This window comes from Qipengyuania triglochinis (assembly GCF_054655615.1).
Window position 1 is genome coordinate 1,057,252 of sequence record NZ_BAAHND010000001.1, and the last position, 17,160, is coordinate 1,074,411.

The following is a 17,160-nucleotide window of genomic DNA, read 5'->3' on the forward strand; positions in this document are numbered from 1 at the left end:
ATGGCGGGTCGCTGCGAAGGTAAGCTGGCACTAGTCACAGGCGCAGCCCAAGGTCTCGGCCGCGCGCATGCCCGCAGACTTGCCGAAGAAGGCTCGCGTGTACTCTGCACCGATCTCAATGGTGATGGGGCAGCAGAGAGCGCCGAACTCATCAACAAGGAGTTGGGCGAAGGAACTGCTTTTTCGATCGAACACGATGTGACGGATCCGCAGGCGTGGGAGGCTGCTGTAGAAGCCGCACGCGAACACCTTGGCGGACTGAACGTCCTGATCAACAACGCCGGCATCGGCGTTGCCGGAAATATCGAGAATTGCGAATTCGATGATTGGAAGCGCTGCTTTGCAGTCAATGTGGATTCGATTTTTCACGGCTGCCAGAAGGCCCTGCCGCTGATGCGCGATCACGCGCCCGGTTCGATCGTGAACATTTCCAGCATCGCCGGGCTTATCGCCAGCGATACCATGCCTGCCTACAACTCCAGCAAGGCGGCAGTCTGGATGCTGTCGAAGTCGATCGCTTTGCACTGCGCGAAGAACAATATGGATATTCGGTGTAACTCGGTCCACCCCACCTTCGTCGACACTCCGATCCTGGACGGTACTGCCAAGGCGCACAGCCTCGACAAGAAAGTACTGCTGGACAAGCTTGCCCGGCAAATACCGCTCCGCAAAGTTGGGGAGCCGGACGATATCGCGAATGCTGTGGTCTATCTCGCCAGTGACGAGAGCAAGTTCATGACCGGCGCAGAGCTCAAGCTCGATGGCGGTATCTCGGCCATGTGAATTGGGACGCGGTCGTTCCCCCGCGTCCCAGTTTAGTCGGCAACCAGTGCAATGCCGAGATAGATGAGGATGAAGCTTCCGAAGCCGAGCAGCGTACCAAGTACGAAACCGACGCGGACCATCGTCGTATCCACTCCGAAATACCGGCCGATCCCGGCGCAGACGCCCATTAGTTTGCCGTTCTGACGATCGAGGCGAAACTTCTTGCTCGGAGTGACTGCATTGTCTTCATCGCGGAATTTTAGCTGGCTCATGCGAGAACTCCATTGGGTGAGGCGGGGACGATGGCATAGGCCAACATGGCGGCGGAGAGAGCGAGAGAGAACGCGGCTGCGAGGAGCTTTCCGCCGGATTTTTCGATGTCGAACATTTTAGATGTTTCCCTTTTTTAGCGAGTTGAAACAGATCAGACGAGCAGACCGGAGGGGCTGGCGGGGATGATTGCGTAAGCCATCATCATGGCCGAAGCGCCGAAAGCGAAGACTGCTGCGATTGCCTTGTTGTTGGCGAAGTCGATGTTGAACATTGTTTGTTTTTCCCTTGAACTTTGGCTTGTCACCGGACCATCCGGCTGACACCAAATTGATTGCAACGGGTGTGCCAAACTCGAAGAATGGCGGAATTGAGCCATTTCTATCTTAACCACACAGACTTGATCTGTTCATCAATCCGAAATATTGGCGAAAATCCCCAACAGTTAGATTCTGCGTTTAGGCTGGCTTGGGACGGGGCTGCGCGTTACGGCCTAATCCGCCCATGCTGGACCGGATCTCTCTCACTCATTTCCGTAATCACTCGGCCACTGAACTGACAGGTACCGCACGGTTCAACCTGCTTGTGGGCGAAAATGGCGCCGGTAAGACTAATGTTCTAGAGGCTATCTCACTGCTATCGCCGGGCAGAGGTTTGCGCCGCGCTCCGCTGACAGGAATAGTGCAGCATAATTCCACCGATGGTTTCGGCGTCGGGGCGAGCCTTTCGGCTCTCAATGACAGCGATCCTGTTCGCCTCGCCACCTATTCTGAGAGTCAGCAACCTGGGCGCCGGAAGGTGCGAATTAATGGCGCCGAAGCGACTGCAACCGCGCTTGGCGAGTGGCTTGCACTAACTTGGCTTACTCCAGCAATGGACGGGCTCTTTACCGGCCCTGCTGCCGATAGAAGGCGCTTCGTGGATCGGATGGCGTTGGCTCTCGACCCTGCACATGCCGTTCATGCTGCACGTTACGAAGGGGCGCTGCGCGAACGCAACCGCTTACTATCGGACGACCGTCCGCCTGAAAGCGCCTGGCTCGATGCGATCGAAGCCCAGATGGTCGAACATGGCGGCCGCTTGATCGCCGGACGTGCAGCTCTGGTGGAAACACTTATGGCTCGGATCGCCCATATGCCGAGCGAGCCCTTCGCGCGCCCCGCCCTGACCTATGCTCCTGGAGGGGCGGACAATGCCGAGGCCTTGTCTCAGGGGTTATTCGATGGCCGCCATCGCGATCGTTCTGCGCAGCGAACGCTGGTTGGGCCGCATCGTGACGAGCTGGAAGTCGTACATGCAGCCAAACGGGTCGCCGCGGCGCAAAGCTCGACGGGCGAGCAGAAGGCCATGCTCGTCGCCATTACCCTGGCTCATGCGGCCTTGGCCGCTCGGGGGCGCGCCGGCCTGTTGCTGCTCGATGAAGTCGCTGCCCATCTCGATCCACTGCGCCGTGCTGCCTTGTTCGACCAGCTAGAGGCCAGCGGCGCGCAGGTCTGGATGACCGGAACGGAAATTGCGCCGTTCGATAGCATCGCGGACCGCGCCGCCGTCTGGCGGGTCACGGGAGGTCAGGTCGATCACCTTTAATTTTCGACCGGAAGCGCGGTTTTCACATCGTCGACCGTGTCAGCTACCAACATGTCGACGCCCTTCTCAGTCGGATGAATGCGGTCAGACTGGAAGAGTGATGGATCCTCGTAGATACTCTTGAGCCAGAACGGCACCAGCTCTGCATCGTAATCGGCTGCCAGCTCCCCATAGATCGCATCGAAACGTTGCTGATAATCCGGTCCATAGTTGGGCGGAGCGCGCATACCCATCAACAGGACGGGAATGTCTCGGCTTTGCAATTCCTCAAGCATCGCCTCGAAATTGGCGCGTGTGTCCGCCGGATCTATGCCGCGGAGCATGTCGTTGCCGCCCAGTTCCAGCATAACGAGATCCGGCTTTTCCGATTGCTGATCGAGCACGAATGCCAATCTCTGCCTGCCCGCGGCACTGGTATCACCGGACACCCCAGCATCAATCACACGCGCGTTCACACCTTCTTTGCGCAGGGCGCGCTCGAGCCGTTCTGGATAGCCTTGATGCTCGGCAAGATTGTAGCCGGCGAACAAGCTGTCACCGAATGCGAGAATACGGCGCTCATCACCCTGAACTATGATGTCTTGAGGCGCTACGTCCTCGCTTGTCTGCTCGGTCGAGGGTTGCTCTTCGACTTCGTTCGAGCAGGCAACCAATGTGAAAGCGGATAGGACGATCGACAAACTTGCAGGGCGCATCGGCGGAGTTCCTTGTGCGGGCAGTGGCCTTCTGCCATCGCAGCCGGGTGACGACTTCTCAAGATGCGATTTGCGCCCGTGACCTGCGCCTCACCCTCGGCTCCACAGCAGCGCCGGTAGAAATTCTAAAGGGTCTGGACCTGACGGTGGGTGCCGGAGAGACGGTGGCCCTTCTTGGTCCTTCAGGATCGGGAAAAAGCTCGCTCATGGCTGTGCTATCCGGGCTGGAGCGCGCAACTTCGGGGACACTCCTGGTCGCGGGCCAGGATTTCGCCGCTATGGGGGAAGACAAACTTGCCCGCGCTCGCCGCGGTCGCATCGGCATCGTGCTGCAGGCTTTCCATCTTTTACCCACAATGACGGCATTGGAAAATGTCGCAACACCGATGGAGCTTGCTGGCGATAAAGACGCGGAAGGACGAGCACGTGCCGAACTCGAAGCGGTCGGCCTTGGCCATCGTCTGGACCACTATCCCCAGCAGCTATCGGGCGGCGAGCAGCAGCGCGTCGCGATTGCCCGCGCCATAGCCCCGCGGCCCGCTCTCATTTTTGCCGACGAGCCTACTGGGAATCTCGATGCGGCGACCGGCCATGAAGTTGTCGACCTCCTGTTTCGGCGACGCTTGGAGACTGGAGCCACCCTGTTAGTGATCACTCACGATCCCGAACTGGCTGAACATTGCGGCCGGGTCCTGACCCTGGGTGACGGCAAGATTGCAAGCGATACGGCAGCATGAGCTGGGCCAACGCTTGGAAGATCGCCCGGCGCGATCTCAATGCGCGCTTCAAGGGGCTACGTCTTTTGCTGGTGTGCATTTTCCTTGGCACCGCAGCACTGGCCGCGATCGGGTCTCTTACTGCCGCAATCGAAGGTGAATTGGAGGCCAATGGACAGACGTTTCTGGGTGGGGATCTCCAGATCGAACTCTGGCAACGGTCGCTCACTTCCGACGAACGCGCCGCTTTGGAAGAGCTCGGAACCGTATCCGCCGGAACCCGGATGCAAGCTATGGCGCGCAAGGACGACCTAGCCGCACCAATCGAACTTAAAGCGGTAGATGACGCCTACCCACTCTATGGCACCCTTGTGCTGAAAGATCAGGGCCAGGCCAGCGCTCCCACCCGCAATCAGGCGTACCTTGCGTCCGGCGCGGCCGACAGACTGGGTGTCGGACCTGGCGATACTTTCGTCGTCGGTACGCAAACACTGACGGCGGCAGGCATTATCGACGACGAGCCCGACCGACTTGGCGAAGGGTTTCAGCTCGGCCCCACGATTATCGTCGCCGAAGACCTGCCTCTCCGCGCAGGCCTTCTCGAGCCTGGGGCTATGTACCAGAGCAAAACCCGTGTCGCTCTCTCGGAAGGCGGTGATTTAGAAGCCATCGAAAATGACTTGGAAGATCGCTTTCCTGACGCCGGCTTCGACATCGACACGGCAGAGAATGGCGCGCCCGGTACGGACCGCTTTATCGAGCGAATGAGCGAATTTCTTACCCTTGTGGGCCTGGCCGCTCTGGTCATTGCCGGTATAGGCATCGGGGGCGGTGTGACGTCCTATCTCGACGCGCGGCGACAATCGATCGCCACACTGAAGGTTCTTGGCGCCGATAGCCGAGACATCGCGCGGATCTATGCTCTCCAAATTTTTGCCGCCTCGGCGGTCGGCAGCCTTGCGGGGCTTGTCGTCGGTGTAGCGGTGGTGCCCCTGCTCGCCCGAGCGCTTGAAGGGCTGTTGCCGGTCAATGCCGGACTGGTGATCGATGTGGGGGCGCTGACGCTCGCGGCAGCCTATGGCTTTTTAGTCGCGCTGGTATTCGCAGCACCTCCCTTGATGCGGGCGCGGCATTTTCCGGCGATGGCCTTGATGCGGGCCCGGGTAGCTCCACTCGCCCGCGACCGATCGGTCCTGATCGTGGTGGTCGGAGGGCTGGCTACCATCGTGGCCTTGCCCCTGCTTACCTCAAGCAGACCGCTGCTTGCCGGTGGGTTTCTGTTGGGCGCGGCGATCGTGCTCGGTCTGCTTGCCCTCCTCGGATGGCTCATCCGCAAAGGTGCGGCCGCTCTGCCTCGTCCCAGCAGCCCAATCGCGCGCGCCGCTCTGGCGAACATCCACCGACCCGGATCGAGCACTGGCTCGCTGGTGACTGCCTTGGGTTTTGGCCTTGCGGCCTTCGTTTTGTTGGCCGCGATCCAGAGCTCCATCGACGGCAACATTCAGAGCCGCGTTCCCGAGCGAGCGCCCGACTATTTCGTGCTGGATGTTCCCCGTGACCGCGAAGCAGATTTCCGCGATTTGGTAGGAAGGACAGATAGCGGGGCTAACGTACGCGCAGTGCCAGCGCTTCGCGGCGCAGTACTCGCCTTTGGGTCCGATGGCGCGATGACCCGCACCTCTGATCTTGACGAGATTCCCGACGGCGCTTGGGCTCTCCGCGGAGAACGTGGCCTCACCTATGCGGACGAGGTTCCCGAAGGGAATGAAATCATCGAAGGTTCCTGGTGGGGGCCGATGTATACTGGCGAGCCCCTCGTCTCTGTCGACAGGGATTTCGCCGAGGCTGCTGGATTGAAGATCGGCGACAAGCTGACCTTCGGTGTCTTGGGTGCGGAAATAGAAACACGTATCGCCAATATGCGTAACATCGATTGGGAGAGTCTGGGTTTCAATTACGTCTTCGTGCTGAGCCCCAATGCTTTGCGGGGTACGCCGCACAATCTTGCAGCAACTATCGAGCTTTCTGAGGGAACTCCGACCGGTCCGCTCTTGCAGGACCTCGTGCGTGAATTTCCCTCCACCTCGGTAATCGAGGTAGGAGGTGTACTCCAGCAGGCCCGCACAATCCTCGAGCAGGTCGGTATCGCTACCCTGGCGGCGGCTAGCGTCGCGGTGCTCGCGGGTATCGCCGTGCTATTAGGCGCCATTGCAGCAGCCCGTGCCTCACGCACTTACGACACCGTAGTTCTGCGCGTTCTGGGCGCCGACAGAAGGCAGGTTCTGGTCATGCAATTGGCAGAGTATGCACTGCTTGCAGGTGCGCTGGCCCTAGTTGCGTTGGGGCTAGGAACGGTGACCGCTTGGCTGGTCGTAACGCAGCTCTTCGAGTTCGATTGGTTGCCCGATTGGGGGCAGGTTTTTGCGGTACTCGGCCTTGGTCTTGCTGTGGTGATTGCGTTTGCGGTCGGCGGGTCCATCCCGCTCTTACGCACCAAACCAGCTCAAATATTGCGTGCCCTCTGAGAGCAGAATCATAAGCCCAATAACCCTTCGACCATATGAAAAAGGGGGCCCGAAAGCCCCCTTCCCCTAATCGCATTGTGCAAGCTTGATCAGAACTTGAACTTCGCAGCCACACCATAAGTGCGGGGCTGGTTCGGATAGCCAGAGATTGACTGGCCCTGCGCCACCGACGGGAAGATCGTCGTGATGTAACGATCGTCAAGCAGATTGCGTCCCCACACCGACACCTCGAGCCCCATCGCCATCGCATAGGTGAGCGAGGCGTTCAGGCTGTTGACCTCGCGCGTGTACTGCTGCGCTACGGCACGCGCCTGGGTGAAATCACGTTCCCCGGTAGCAGGATCGGTCACGATGAAGTTCGTCAGGCCGTTCAAGACCTGCACTTGGGACTGATAGGAGAAATCGCCGCGCAGGATGATGCGATCCCCTGCATCGTTGACTTCTTGATCGTAAGTCGCCCCGAATACGGCGGCCAGTTCCGGAACGCCGGCCACGGCAACACCAGACAAATCGCCTACCGGTGAATCGACGAAGCTGTCATACTGCGCGTCGAGATACGTCATGGCGAGATTGAAGGTCAAAGCCTCGGTCGGCCGGACATAGCCGTCGAACTCGATCCCGAAGGTTTCCTGTTTACCCGCATTGCTGAGGACGAACGACGAGCCGGTGAATGTGTTAGCCTGGAAATCGTCGATGCTCTGCTGGAAAACGGTCAGATTGGCAGCGGCCAAGCCCCAATTGCCCTTGATGCCGACTTCGTACACTTCCGAGTTTTCAGCGTCGGCGAAGCGTGTGCCCGGACGCAGATTGGTAACCGCGAGACCTTGTTGCTGCAGAGCCGCAAAATCGGATGGAACCGGGCGACTGTCGCGCGATAAATTGAAGCTCGGTGCCTTGTAGCCCGTTGCCCAGCTGGCATAGACGTTGAGTGTCGGCGTGACTTCATAGGCCAGGCGCACGTTCCAGCTCCAGTCATCGTCATTTGTGCTGCAGCTTTCGACTGCATTCGGACAGTTCTGGAACGGCGGAAGGAATTGCAGCGGCCGAAGCCCGAGAAGCGGATTGACCGCCGGATTGGTATCATTCGCATCGGCAAATGCCTGCACCCCTGCCGACACCTGGCCAAATGCTGCTGGATTGGCAGCTGCAAAGGCACCGATTTCGGCCTGAGAGGCCGGACGGCCAAGCATCAATATGTCACCGACCTGTCCAGACAGACCCTGAGCGAAAATTGCCCGATTCCCTGAGCCGACAAGATCGATCCCCGAAAACACATCTTCACTGCGGGAGTCAGTGACGATCTGCTTCTTATCCTTGGTGTAGTTGGCGCCAAGAGTCAGAACGAGCTCGTCAGTGAAAGCGAAATCGACGTTTCCGAAGAACGAATACGCTTCATTGTCTTGCGTTATCGAATTGAAAAAGCCTTGACCGTCAGCAAAGAACTGGCCTGTATAATCGGTGCCGTTCAGGGCGCTGAGTGTCGCTTCCAGAGAGGGCACGCTCTGCGTTCCCCCGGTCAGGCCGCGAATGAGCAAATCAGCATAGGTGCGGAAATCATCGCCGAAGATGATCTGGTCGGACGTGTCGACGGTCTCATCGAAATAGTAACCGCCGAGAAGGAAGTTGAACGGTCCATCGAAATCCGAGGAAACCCGGAGTTCCTGCGTGAACGTGTCGATGTCGGCATCACCGATATTTGCTCCCGAAGAGAGCGATGCGCTGGTGAAATCCACATCCTGATCGGCAGCTAGATGAGTTTCGCGATATGACGTTATCGATGTGAGAACGACATCGCCGAATTCATAATCGAGCTGGCCCGAGATACCGTAATTTTTGATGTCGTTCAGCGGGTCAACGTCAGTAAAAATCAGGTCGCCGTCTGGATTGTCGCGGAAATCGTTTATCTGCCCCCCGATCAAGGGAGAAGTGATGATACCGGTCTCTAGCGACGGAGCGACATTTACGACCCCGCAGCAGCGCTCTTCGATCTTGTCGTAATCCGCAATAATCCGGGCCTGTAGCGGTCCGCCGTTATCGAAAAGAAGCTGTCCGCGAGCGAACCACCGGTTGCGGTCATTGACGTCTTCACCGTTGAAACCGTTGGTCAGGAACCCGTCCCGATTATTGTAACCGGCGCCAGCGCTGAATGCGATTGAATCGCTGATCGGGCCCGTAACATAGCCTTTCACGACCTTCGCATCGTAATTGCCGTAGCTTGCCTCGACAGAACCAGAAAATTCAAATTCCGGACGCTTGGTGACGATCGAGATGACACCGGCACTCGCGTTCTTTCCGAACAGAGTGGATTGCGGGCCACGCAGCACTTCCACGCGCTGGATATCGGGAAGGTCCGAAATTTGCGCGACAGCGCGACTACGGTAAACGCCATCCACGAACATGGCGACTGACGGTTCGAGCCCGATATTGTTACCGTCCGTACCGAACCCACGAACTGAATAGCTTGTTGCGAATGCACTTTGCAGTTGGCTTACCTGGAGCGATGGAACAACAGTCGCGAGATCTGCGATGTCGCGAATTTGAGCGCGCTCGATTGTTTCGGCAGTGGTAACGCTGACTGCGACCGGCACCTCTTGGAGTGTCTGCTCGCGTTTGGTTGCAGTAACGATGATTACATTGGGGTCAGGGCTGGCTGCCTGTTCTTCCGCATTATCGTACTGAGCCGCCTGCTCCTGAGAAGCGTCCTGCGCGAAGGCGGACGTCGGAAGAACAATGGCGGCTGTACCAACCAGCAAGGCGGAACGAATAGTCGCCGTGCGACCATAGGCCTTAAATTTCATGTAGCGGCTTCCTCTCAAAACCTGATGTCATTTGCCTGCCCGCCTTCCCCAAAAAGCGCGCGGACGCCGAAGAATTAATTTTTTTCTGTTCTTCGACCGTCCAGCGTCTAGCGCATTTATTGGCTACTCCCAAGCGTGATGTGCCCGGACGGCAACACATCCCATCGGGTATGGGTGCTTGCCGCATTGCACCATTTCGGCTAGGTGCGCCCACGAATTGGCCGGCCCGCAAGTGCCCGCCGTTACGGCATCCTTACGAAAGCACTCATTATGTCCCGCGACCTTCGCAACGTGGCGATCATCGCCCACGTCGACCACGGCAAGACCACGCTTGTGGATCAGCTTTTCCGCCAGTCGGGTACCTTCCGCGAGAATCAGCGTGTGGAAGAACGCGCGATGGATTCGAATGACCTGGAAAAGGAGCGCGGAATTACGATTCTCGCTAAATGCACCAGCGTCGAATGGAACGGTACCCGCATCAATATCGTCGATACCCCGGGCCACGCCGACTTCGGCGCGGAAGTGGAACGTATCCTCAGCATGGTCGACGGCGTCATTCTGCTGGTCGACAGTGCCGAAGGCCCGATGCCGCAGACCAAGTTCGTCACCGGCAAGGCGCTCGGCCTCGGCCTCAAGCCGATCGTGGTTGTCAACAAGATCGACCGCGGCGACGCGCGACCCCAAGAAGTGCTCGACGAAGTGTTCGATCTGTTCGCCAGCCTGGATGCCAACGATGAACAGCTCGATTTTCCGAGCTTGTGGGCGTCTGGACGCGATGGCTACGCCAGTGACGATGAGACCGCTCGCGAAGGCAATCTCGAGCCGCTGTTCAAGCTGATCGTCGATCACGTGCCTGCGCCGGGCCTGGACACCGAAGCGCCCTTCAGCTTCCTCGCCACCCTGCTCGACCGTGACAATTTCATGGGCCGCGTCCTTACCGGTCGCGTGCAGTCGGGTAAGATCAACCTCAATGATCCGATTCACGCGCTTGATGCCGATGGTAAGGTTATCGAAGTCGGACGGGCGACCAAGCTCATGTCTTTCGACGGGCTGGACCGCGTTCCAGTGGAAAGCGCAGTTGCGGGCGACATCATCGCATTAGCCGGCCTCGAAAAGGCGACCGTATCCAACACCATCGCCGATCCGTCGGTGAAAACACCGATCGAAGCTCAACCGATCGATCCGCCCACGCTTGCTATGCAGTTCTCGGTCAACGACAGCCCGCTAGCAGGTCGTGAAGGGAGCAAGGTCACAAGCCGTATGATCCGCGATCGCCTTTATCGCGAAGCGGAAACCAACGTCGCAATCCGCATCACCGAAAGCGCCGACAAGGACAGCTTCGAAGTGGCCGGCCGCGGCGAATTGCAGCTGGGTGTGCTTATTGAAACGATGCGTCGTGAAGGTTTCGAACTCGGAATCAGCCGCCCGCGCGTACTTTTCCGCGATGAGAACGGCCAGCGCATGGAGCCGTTCGAAACGGTCGTCATCGACGTTGACGACGAGCATTCGGGTACGGTTGTTGAGAAGATGCAGCGCCGTAAAGCCGAACTGACTGAAATGCGCCCGTCGGGCCAGGGCAAGACCCGCATCACCTTCTCTGCACCGTCGCGTGGCCTCATCGGCTATCACGGCGAATTCCTGTCGGACACGCGCGGGACAGGCATCATGAACCGGCTGTTCGAAAAGTACGATAGCTATCGCGGCCCCATCGAGGGACGTCAGAACGGCGTACTTATCTCGATGGTTCCAGGTGAAGCGGTTCCTTATGCGCTTAACGCGCTCGAGGACCGTGGCGAACTCTTCATCAGCGGTGGCGCGAAAATCTACGAAGGCATGATTATTGGCGAGAACGCCAAGCCCGACGATCTCGAAGTCAATCCGATGAAGTCGAAGCAGCTGACGAACTTCCGTTCGACCGGCAAAGACGATGCCATCCGTTTGACACCTCCGCGTGTCATGACACTGGAGCAGGCCATCGCATACATCGATGACGATGAGATGGTGGAAGTGACGCCCGAGAATATTCGTTTGCGCAAGGCCATCCTCGATCCACACGAGCGCAAGCGGGCTAAGCGCTCCGGCCAGTTCTAAAGTCAGATCACACCGACAAAAAAAGGGCCGCTTCCGTAAGGAAGCGGCCCTTTCTTGTATCCGTGTAGGCCTTAGAAGTGAAAACCCACTGTTGCCCGGAAAGAGTCGATATTGAGATCAGTATTGCTCAAACGAACGTTGCTGGATCCACCCTGCAGTACGAACGGGTTCGTAGCAGGAGCAGTGCCCTGCGTCACTGCAACATAGGAATCGTCATCGTCGTAGCGGGTGTGAAGGTATTCAACACCGAACGACAGATTGTCGGTGATCATCAATTCACCACCCATACCGATCTGACCACCGAACTGCCAATCATCACCGTCAACGACTTCGAAAGCATTCGCAGTGTTGGTCGTTGCGAAGTCGTGGTCAATCTTTCCGTAAACAACACCACCGGTTGCATAGAGAAGCCCACGGCCATCGCCTGGGGAAATACCAAGCCGGCCACGCAGAGCAGCCGAACCTTCGACTTCACGGCTAAAGGTATAGCTTGCAGGTGTGGTGCTGAAGCCGGTGGTATAATCAGTCGCGCCGCCGAGCGTGCCTTCAACCAGTAAGCCAGCGACCGCAAAGTTACCTACGCGCGTATCGAATCCAGCCCGTATCGAACCGCTGATAGCTGAATCGTCGTCGCCACAACCTTGCGCCCTCTGGCTACCCAGCGCTTCGCCTGCGCAATATCCGGGTGAGAACGCGTTTCCGCCAGTTACAGTAGGAAGGTTCGTCTGAAAATCGGTACCACCGTTAGGATCGAAGACAATGCGCTCGCTGGCGCCATCATTGACGAAGTCGCCATTCACCGATGCGGAAACATAAGGTCCGGAGAAATAGTCGCTATCCATGCCGGCGTTGTCCGACTGCGCGACAGCTGGCGAAGCGGCTGCAACAGCCAGGATAGATGCAAGATAGAGGTGCGATTTCATTGAGTAATCCTTTTCACTTGTTCGGCAATCGGACGAGTGAAAACGACTTGGGTTCCGCGGAATTACATGCAAAACAACTTGCCCCAATGCATGTTGCAAACTTGTCACGGATGACTTGAGTTAAAAGTGAGATGAGACGCAAGATCACTTATGTTGTTATGAGATGACCACCGCCGTCTCTGCTAAAACCAGGGCAGCATACGAAGAAGCCCCTGCGAGAAAAGGCAGGAAGAAACTACGCCTCTCCGCGGGCAATTCTTCCTTGAGCACGAGAAGGACAATGCCGCCCGCTACAAAAGCGAAGAGGCAACCGATAATGACCTCAGGCAATTCAAGCAGCAGGCCAAGCGACCAGCCTCCTAGCGTGGCCCCGGCCAGCACCCACCGGCCCCTTGAATCATAAAGCTCTGGATGCTCGGTCCGGGTGCCGAAATCGGCCGTAACGAAATGTAGTATCATGGCGATGAAATATAACACTAGGCCAACGCCGGTGGTGTCTTCACGATGGTTGAGGAGATAGGTGATGAGGGGGCAACAAGCAAGGCGCTAGCACTAAGGTGCAGCCAAAATACCGGATGGTGCGGTCGATCCCTGCCCTCCTCCTGCTGCCTGGCATCGCGAGAGATGGAAAGGGCTCGCTCCAGACCGTAAAACAGCACCAGCCCAACAAGCGCCAAGGTATTTACGAGACTTTCGGCCATAACCGCATCGAAGCCGGTAGCCCGCTCAAAAGTCGCAGCATGCGATCCGAGTTCCGGCAAGATATGCATGAAGACATATCCCACCGCCACGCCCCCGGCAAAAGAGAGCCACTTGCTACGAGGCGTTCGCGCCAACCATTTCAGTCGACCGACAAATAGGTGCACGGCGCAAAAAGCGATAGCCATGGCAAAGGTGAGTACTGGCTGCTCCATAAGCCCCGACCTTTCCAAGAAAAATAAGCTATAGCAAGTAGGTGAGCGGGAGTGGTCCTTCCTAGTGTGGCCAAGCCCCGTTGCATTTGTTACGACCGGTTTCATGCAGACTGGTACACTTATCTCCCTCACCCTTTATTTCGTTTTGATGATTGCGATCGGCCTTTGGGCCTGGAAGCGCTCTACGGATACCAGTGAAGGTTATCTGTTGGCTGGCCGCAACCTACATCCTGCAGTTGCCGCTTTGTCTGCAGGCGCCTCGGATATGAGCGGATGGCTGCTGCTCGGACTGCCCGGCGCGCTGTTCGCCGCGGGTTTAGTAGAAGCGTGGATCGGCATAGGCCTCTTTGTCGGTGCTCTGGCCAACTGGATCATTGTTGCCCCTCGCCTCCGCAAACAGACCGAGGAACTCGGCAATGCCCTGACGATCCCGGAATTCCTCGCCAACCGGTTCCCGGAAAAAGCCACGGCGCTACGGGTGATATCGGCCTTGATCGTAGTGGTGTTCTTCGCCGTATACACCGCCGCGGGCCTGGTAGGTGGAGGCCTTCTGTTCGAAACCAGTTTTGCCGGGATCATCCCCGATGTCGGTTTGAGCGACTATATGGCCGGGATCTGGATCACTGCCCTCGTCGTGCTTGCATATACGATGGTTGGGGGTTTCCTGGCAGTAAGCCTGACCGATTTCGTCCAAGGATGCATCATGGTGGTCGCTCTCGTACTCATGCCGCTTGTGGTCATGTTCGGGGCCGGCGGAGAAAGCGGCGGTTCGTTGACTGACGTTCCGGTCGAGGGGTTCCTCAGTTTGACGCAGGGCCTGACCCTGCTCGGCTTTATCAGCGCAATAACGTGGGGCCTGGGATACTTCGGGCAGCCGCATATCATCGTGCGCTTTATGGCGATCGACACAGTAGAAAAGGTCAAGACTGCACGTAACATCGGGATGAGCTGGATGGGCGTCGCGCTGCTCGGATCGATCGGTATCGGCATAGCAGGACGAGCCTATACCGATCGAAACGGCATCGTAGTCGACAATCCAGAGACGATATTCATCGTCCTTGCGAACCTGCTCTTCCACCCTATCGTTACGGGCTTCCTGCTGGCTGCGCTGCTTGCAGCCATCATGTCGACGATCAGCTCACAACTTCTGGTGGCATCATCCTCGCTTACGGAAGACTTTTACAAGCTCTTCTTCCGCAAGCACGCCAGTGAGCGCGAGAGTGTCAATGTCGGGCGGGTGTGCGTAGCGTTGGTTGCCCTTGCTGCGATCTGGATCGCCAGCGATCCAGACAGCGAGGTCCTCGGCCTGGTGTCGAATGCATGGGCTGGCTTCGGAGCGGCATTTGGTCCCCTCATAATCCTGTCTCTGGTATGGGATCGCATGACCGGTGCCGGTGCCGTAGCAGGGCTCGTGGTGGGCGCGGGCACGGTTGCCGCATGGATCGCACTTGGCTGGAACAGCCAACTTCCTGGGTTCGACGGCGGCCTTTACGAGATCGTGCCCGGCTTCATCGCGGCGTGGCTGGCAACTTGGCTTGTCAGCAAGGCCACCTATAGTGCACGTGAAGCGCAGACTGCCCTCTAGCGCTAAAAACCCTATAGTTCGACGTTTTAGATAGGTTCAGCGTATAGGCATAAGGTATGACAATGCGCCGGATCGCACCCCTGCTAACATTAATCGCATCCATTTTTGTGGCTGGTTGCAGCGCCACGCCTGATACTCGCCAGCCTGCAAGTCCCGGACCTGTGGCGGGTCGTGGTTCTGTTAATTGGGAGCGACCGGAAGCGCGGCTTTGCCTGCAGCAACTGGGACAATCCGGCGCTCAGTTCGCCCCCTTGCCTGACCGGATGTACGGTGCGGGATGTTCCACACTCGATAGTGTAAAGCTGGATCGCGTCGGAGGAGATTTGGGTCCGCTGACCGTTACCAACCTCGGGCCGCTCGCCTGTCCTCTCGCCAACAGTTTCGCAGCCTGGGCACGCTACGGTGTCGATCGTGCCGCGCGGCAGATACTTGGCAGCCCGATTGCGAAAATAGAGACCATGGGCAGCTACTCCTGCCGCAATGTGGCGGGAACCGCCCGACGCTCAGCCCATTCGCGTGCCGAAGCCATCGATATAGGCGCTTTCGTGCTCGCCGATGGTCGGCGGATCACTGTGAAATCCGGCTGGAACGCCGGTCGCGACGAGCAGGAGTTTCTGAGAACGGTGCATCGCAGCGCCTGCAAAAGGTTTGGCACCGTATTGGGGCCGGACTACAACAGTGCTCACGAAGACCATTTCCATCTCGAACATGGCAACGGCAGCTTCTGCCGCTGATCCCGCTTACGCGACAACCGTCACGACCGGATCGGCCTCCAAGTGTGCTTCCAAGCGAAGACGGACAGCCTCAGCCGCGTGCTGCGCACCGAGTTTGCTCATCATGTTTGCGCGATGAATCTCAACCGTGCGAGGGCTAATGCTTAATTCTAGCGCGATCATTTTGTTGCTGCGCCCTTCAGCCAGCCAATCCAGCACTTCGCGTTCCCGGGGCGAGAGACTGGCGATCCGGTTGCGGGCTTCGATCATCTTGCGCCGAGCATCAGCATAGGCGTGTGCTTCGCTCGCTATCTGGTCGACCGCATCTCTCAATCGTTGACGATCCAGGGGAAGGCGCAGGTAATCCATCGCTCCTGCCTTGATAGCAGCAACGACATCACCCGGATCAGGGTCAATCGAAGTTCCGATCACGGGGATCCAGTCTTCAGCAATGCTTACCGCTCTCAGAACCTGGATAACCCCCTGAGAGGATTTATCGTCCCGGGCGAGAACCACTCCTTTACGCGGTGGAAAGGACATCAGTTCACCTACATCAGCGTAGATTTCGCAATGATACCCCAGTTCATGCCCCATTCGGGCCTGCTCTGCGCGCGAACTACTCGACCCGTCGACGATGTGGAGGATTGTTCGCTGCTTCATGGTTTACACCCTATGCGCACTCAGGGAAATTGCGCAGTCCGTAATTTTACGGATAGAGCCCAAAACATGCTGAATTAGAAGGAATTTATTATGTATCTGCGTCTTGTGCGACCCAATACGCAAGTACAGGGCCTTGGCCAAGACCCCATGTGAACGATACTTTCCTAGTCGTCTCCGCGATAGAAAGTATAATCCGGCAGGGAATGAAACGCGTTCTTGAGCGCATCCCCCCAGCCGGCAGAGATCACCTGGAAATAACTGTCATCCTGAGAAATTCGATGTTCGTGGATCGCTTCGTAGCTGTCCCTCGTAATCACCTGAAGGTCGAGCGGTAGACCTACAGAGAGGTTAGCTTTCAACGTGGAATCAAAACTGACCATCAGCAATTTCACCCCATCCTCGAGGCTCATCTTCCGGTCATAACCACGAATAATTATCGGGCGCCCGTACTTGGTTTCGCCGATCTGGAAAAAGGGCGTATCAAGGCTGGCCTCGATGAAATTGCCTTCCGGATAGACCATGAACAACCTGGGCTCCATGCCCTTGATCTGGCCTGCGACGATGATGGACGATGTGAAGCGTCCTCTTCCGCGAGAACCATTGGCCTCCTGTCGCTGGCCTATGATGTCACGCATCAGATTGCCGATCTCAGTGGCCACCTGAAACATGGTTGGTGATTTCAGCAGGATATTGTCGCGCTCGTCTGGTTCCTTCGTCCGCTCTTCCAGCTGACTGATTACAGCTTGGGTTGTTGCCAGATTTCCGGCGGTCATCAAAGTGATGATCCGGTCACCGGGCACCTGCCAAGTAAACATTTTGCGGAAAACCGAGATGTTATCGACACCCGAGTTTGTCCGTGTGTCGCTCATCAGGACGAGCCCCTTGTCGAGCTTCATTCCCACACAATAGGTCATTTGG

General features: G+C 57.6%; 17 protein-coding genes. 7 read left to right on the forward strand and 10 right to left on the reverse strand.

Annotation, left to right across the window (positions count from 1 at the left end; genetic code table 11):
* On the forward strand, positions 1–783 hold the full coding sequence (locus tag ACYQ0G_RS05285; protein ID WP_460100191.1) for an SDR family oxidoreductase: 783 nt from the start codon (positions 1–3) through the stop codon (positions 781–783).
* A 32-nt stretch (positions 784–815) separates the two neighbouring features.
* Here ACYQ0G_RS05285 and ACYQ0G_RS05290 read toward each other — a convergent pair whose 3' ends face one another.
* Genes ACYQ0G_RS05290 through ACYQ0G_RS05300 form a run of 3 tightly spaced genes read right to left on the reverse strand, consistent with a single transcriptional unit; the run spans position 816 to position 1,309 of the window.
* Positions 816–1,037, reverse strand: coding sequence for a PspC domain-containing protein (locus tag ACYQ0G_RS05290; RefSeq protein WP_460100193.1), 222 nt, complete (start codon positions 1,035–1,037; stop codon positions 816–818).
* A complete protein-coding gene (locus ACYQ0G_RS05295) occupies positions 1,034–1,153 on the reverse strand; it encodes a recombination protein F (protein WP_460100196.1) in 120 nt (39 codons plus the stop codon). The genes ACYQ0G_RS05290 and ACYQ0G_RS05295 overlap by 4 nt, the downstream gene beginning before the upstream one ends.
* A gap of 36 nt (positions 1,154–1,189) precedes the next feature.
* Positions 1,190–1,309 (reverse strand): recombination protein F, encoded by a 120-nt coding sequence (locus ACYQ0G_RS05300; protein ID WP_460100198.1) that lies wholly within the window; start codon positions 1,307–1,309, stop codon positions 1,190–1,192.
* 230 nt (positions 1,310–1,539) lie between these two features.
* Between ACYQ0G_RS05300 and recF the strand changes: the two genes are divergently transcribed.
* Entirely contained in the window at positions 1,540–2,622 is a 1,083-nt protein-coding gene (recF, locus tag ACYQ0G_RS05305) for a DNA replication/repair protein RecF (RefSeq protein WP_460100199.1), read from the forward strand.
* Here recF and ACYQ0G_RS05310 read toward each other — a convergent pair.
* Positions 2,619–3,317: an arylesterase gene (locus tag ACYQ0G_RS05310; protein WP_460100202.1), complete on the reverse strand. Its 699-nt coding sequence runs from the start codon at positions 3,315–3,317 to the stop codon at positions 2,619–2,621. The genes recF and ACYQ0G_RS05310 overlap by 4 nt on opposite strands.
* 23 nt (positions 3,318–3,340) lie before the next feature.
* Here ACYQ0G_RS05310 and ACYQ0G_RS05315 point away from each other — a divergent pair, with 23 nt between their 5' ends.
* Both ACYQ0G_RS05315 and ACYQ0G_RS05320 read left to right on the forward strand, forming a co-directional pair.
* On the forward strand, positions 3,341–4,054 hold the full coding sequence (locus ACYQ0G_RS05315) for an ABC transporter ATP-binding protein (RefSeq protein WP_460100651.1): 714 nt from the start codon (positions 3,341–3,343) through the stop codon (positions 4,052–4,054).
* Positions 4,051–6,558, forward strand: coding sequence for an ABC transporter permease (locus tag ACYQ0G_RS05320; protein ID WP_460100205.1), 2,508 nt, complete (start codon positions 4,051–4,053; stop codon positions 6,556–6,558). Before ACYQ0G_RS05315 ends, ACYQ0G_RS05320 begins: the two co-directional genes overlap by 4 nt.
* An 89-nt stretch (positions 6,559–6,647) precedes the next feature.
* Here the strand turns inward: ACYQ0G_RS05320 and ACYQ0G_RS05325 are convergent, their stop codons facing one another.
* Positions 6,648–9,356 carry a TonB-dependent receptor gene (locus tag ACYQ0G_RS05325; RefSeq protein WP_460100208.1) on the reverse strand — a complete coding sequence of 903 codons (2,709 nt, stop codon included), beginning with the start codon at positions 9,354–9,356 and terminating at the stop codon, positions 6,648–6,650.
* A gap of 270 nt (positions 9,357–9,626) precedes the next feature.
* Here ACYQ0G_RS05325 and typA point away from each other — a divergent pair, with 270 nt between their 5' ends.
* The gene (typA, locus tag ACYQ0G_RS05330; RefSeq protein WP_460100209.1) at positions 9,627–11,447 is read left to right on the forward strand and encodes a translational GTPase TypA; all 1,821 of its coding nucleotides are present in this window, start codon (positions 9,627–9,629) and stop codon (positions 11,445–11,447) included.
* A 71-nt stretch (positions 11,448–11,518) separates the two neighbouring features.
* Here the strand turns inward: typA and ACYQ0G_RS05335 are convergent, their stop codons facing one another.
* The 3 genes from ACYQ0G_RS05335 to ACYQ0G_RS05345 all read right to left on the reverse strand — a co-directional run bounded on the left by ACYQ0G_RS05335 (position 11,519) and on the right by ACYQ0G_RS05345 (position 13,284).
* The gene (locus tag ACYQ0G_RS05335) at positions 11,519–12,370 is read right to left on the reverse strand and encodes an outer membrane protein (protein ID WP_460100212.1); all 852 of its coding nucleotides are present in this window, start codon (positions 12,368–12,370) and stop codon (positions 11,519–11,521) included.
* 156 nt (positions 12,371–12,526) lie between these two features.
* Positions 12,527–12,847, reverse strand: a complete 321-nt coding sequence (locus ACYQ0G_RS05340; protein ID WP_460100214.1) for a hypothetical protein — start codon at positions 12,845–12,847, stop codon at positions 12,527–12,529.
* Complete coding sequence (locus ACYQ0G_RS05345) at positions 12,847–13,284, reverse strand: ZIP family transporter (protein WP_460100216.1); 438 nt, start codon at positions 13,282–13,284, stop codon at positions 12,847–12,849. Before ACYQ0G_RS05345 ends, ACYQ0G_RS05340 begins: the two co-directional genes overlap by 1 nt.
* Positions 13,285–13,387: 103 nt before the next feature.
* Between ACYQ0G_RS05345 and putP the strand changes: the two genes are divergently transcribed.
* A complete protein-coding gene (gene putP, locus ACYQ0G_RS05350; RefSeq protein ID WP_460100218.1) occupies positions 13,388–14,869 on the forward strand; it encodes a sodium/proline symporter PutP in 1,482 nt (493 codons plus the stop codon).
* A gap of 62 nt (positions 14,870–14,931) precedes the next feature.
* Positions 14,932–15,603: an extensin family protein gene (locus tag ACYQ0G_RS05355; RefSeq protein WP_460100654.1), complete on the forward strand. Its 672-nt coding sequence runs from the start codon at positions 14,932–14,934 to the stop codon at positions 15,601–15,603.
* A 6-nt stretch (positions 15,604–15,609) separates the two neighbouring features.
* Here ACYQ0G_RS05355 and ACYQ0G_RS05360 read toward each other — a convergent pair whose 3' ends face one another.
* Both ACYQ0G_RS05360 and ACYQ0G_RS05365 read right to left on the reverse strand, forming a co-directional pair.
* Entirely contained in the window at positions 15,610–16,242 is a 633-nt protein-coding gene (locus ACYQ0G_RS05360) for a response regulator transcription factor (protein ID WP_460100220.1), read from the reverse strand.
* Positions 16,243–16,406: 164 nt separating this feature from the next.
* A complete protein-coding gene (locus ACYQ0G_RS05365; protein ID WP_460100222.1) occupies positions 16,407–17,156 on the reverse strand; it encodes a proteasome-type protease in 750 nt (249 codons plus the stop codon).
* Positions 17,157–17,160: the final 4 nt, after the last annotated feature.

Excerpts from the sequence above, each read along its gene's own strand:
- ACYQ0G_RS05320 (WP_460100205.1), top strand. The coding sequence starts at position 4,051 with ATGAGCTGGGCCAACGCTTGGAAGATCGCCCGGCGCGATCTCAATGCG.
- ACYQ0G_RS05285 (WP_460100191.1), top strand. The coding sequence starts at position 1 with ATGGCGGGTCGCTGCGAAGGTAAGCTGGCACTAGTCACAGGCGCAGCC.
- ACYQ0G_RS05325 (WP_460100208.1), bottom strand. The coding sequence starts at position 9,356 with ATGAAATTTAAGGCCTATGGTCGCACGGCGACTATTCGTTCCGCCTTG.
- ACYQ0G_RS05345 (WP_460100216.1), bottom strand. The coding sequence starts at position 13,284 with ATGGAGCAGCCAGTACTCACCTTTGCCATGGCTATCGCTTTTTGCGCC.
- ACYQ0G_RS05335 (WP_460100212.1), bottom strand. The coding sequence starts at position 12,370 with ATGAAATCGCACCTCTATCTTGCATCTATCCTGGCTGTTGCAGCCGCT.
- typA (WP_460100209.1), top strand. The coding sequence starts at position 9,627 with ATGTCCCGCGACCTTCGCAACGTGGCGATCATCGCCCACGTCGACCAC.
- ACYQ0G_RS05310 (WP_460100202.1), bottom strand. The coding sequence starts at position 3,317 with ATGCGCCCTGCAAGTTTGTCGATCGTCCTATCCGCTTTCACATTGGTT.
- ACYQ0G_RS05355 (WP_460100654.1), top strand. The coding sequence starts at position 14,932 with ATGCGCCGGATCGCACCCCTGCTAACATTAATCGCATCCATTTTTGTG.
- ACYQ0G_RS05290 (WP_460100193.1), bottom strand. The coding sequence starts at position 1,037 with ATGAGCCAGCTAAAATTCCGCGATGAAGACAATGCAGTCACTCCGAGC.
- putP (WP_460100218.1), top strand. The coding sequence starts at position 13,388 with ATGCAGACTGGTACACTTATCTCCCTCACCCTTTATTTCGTTTTGATG.
- ACYQ0G_RS05295 (WP_460100196.1), bottom strand. The coding sequence starts at position 1,153 with ATGTTCGACATCGAAAAATCCGGCGGAAAGCTCCTCGCAGCCGCGTTC.
- ACYQ0G_RS05360 (WP_460100220.1), bottom strand. The coding sequence starts at position 16,242 with ATGAAGCAGCGAACAATCCTCCACATCGTCGACGGGTCGAGTAGTTCG.
- recF (WP_460100199.1), top strand. The coding sequence starts at position 1,540 with ATGCTGGACCGGATCTCTCTCACTCATTTCCGTAATCACTCGGCCACT.
- ACYQ0G_RS05365 (WP_460100222.1), bottom strand. The coding sequence starts at position 17,156 with ATGACCTATTGTGTGGGAATGAAGCTCGACAAGGGGCTCGTCCTGATG.
- ACYQ0G_RS05300 (WP_460100198.1), bottom strand. The coding sequence starts at position 1,309 with ATGTTCAACATCGACTTCGCCAACAACAAGGCAATCGCAGCAGTCTTC.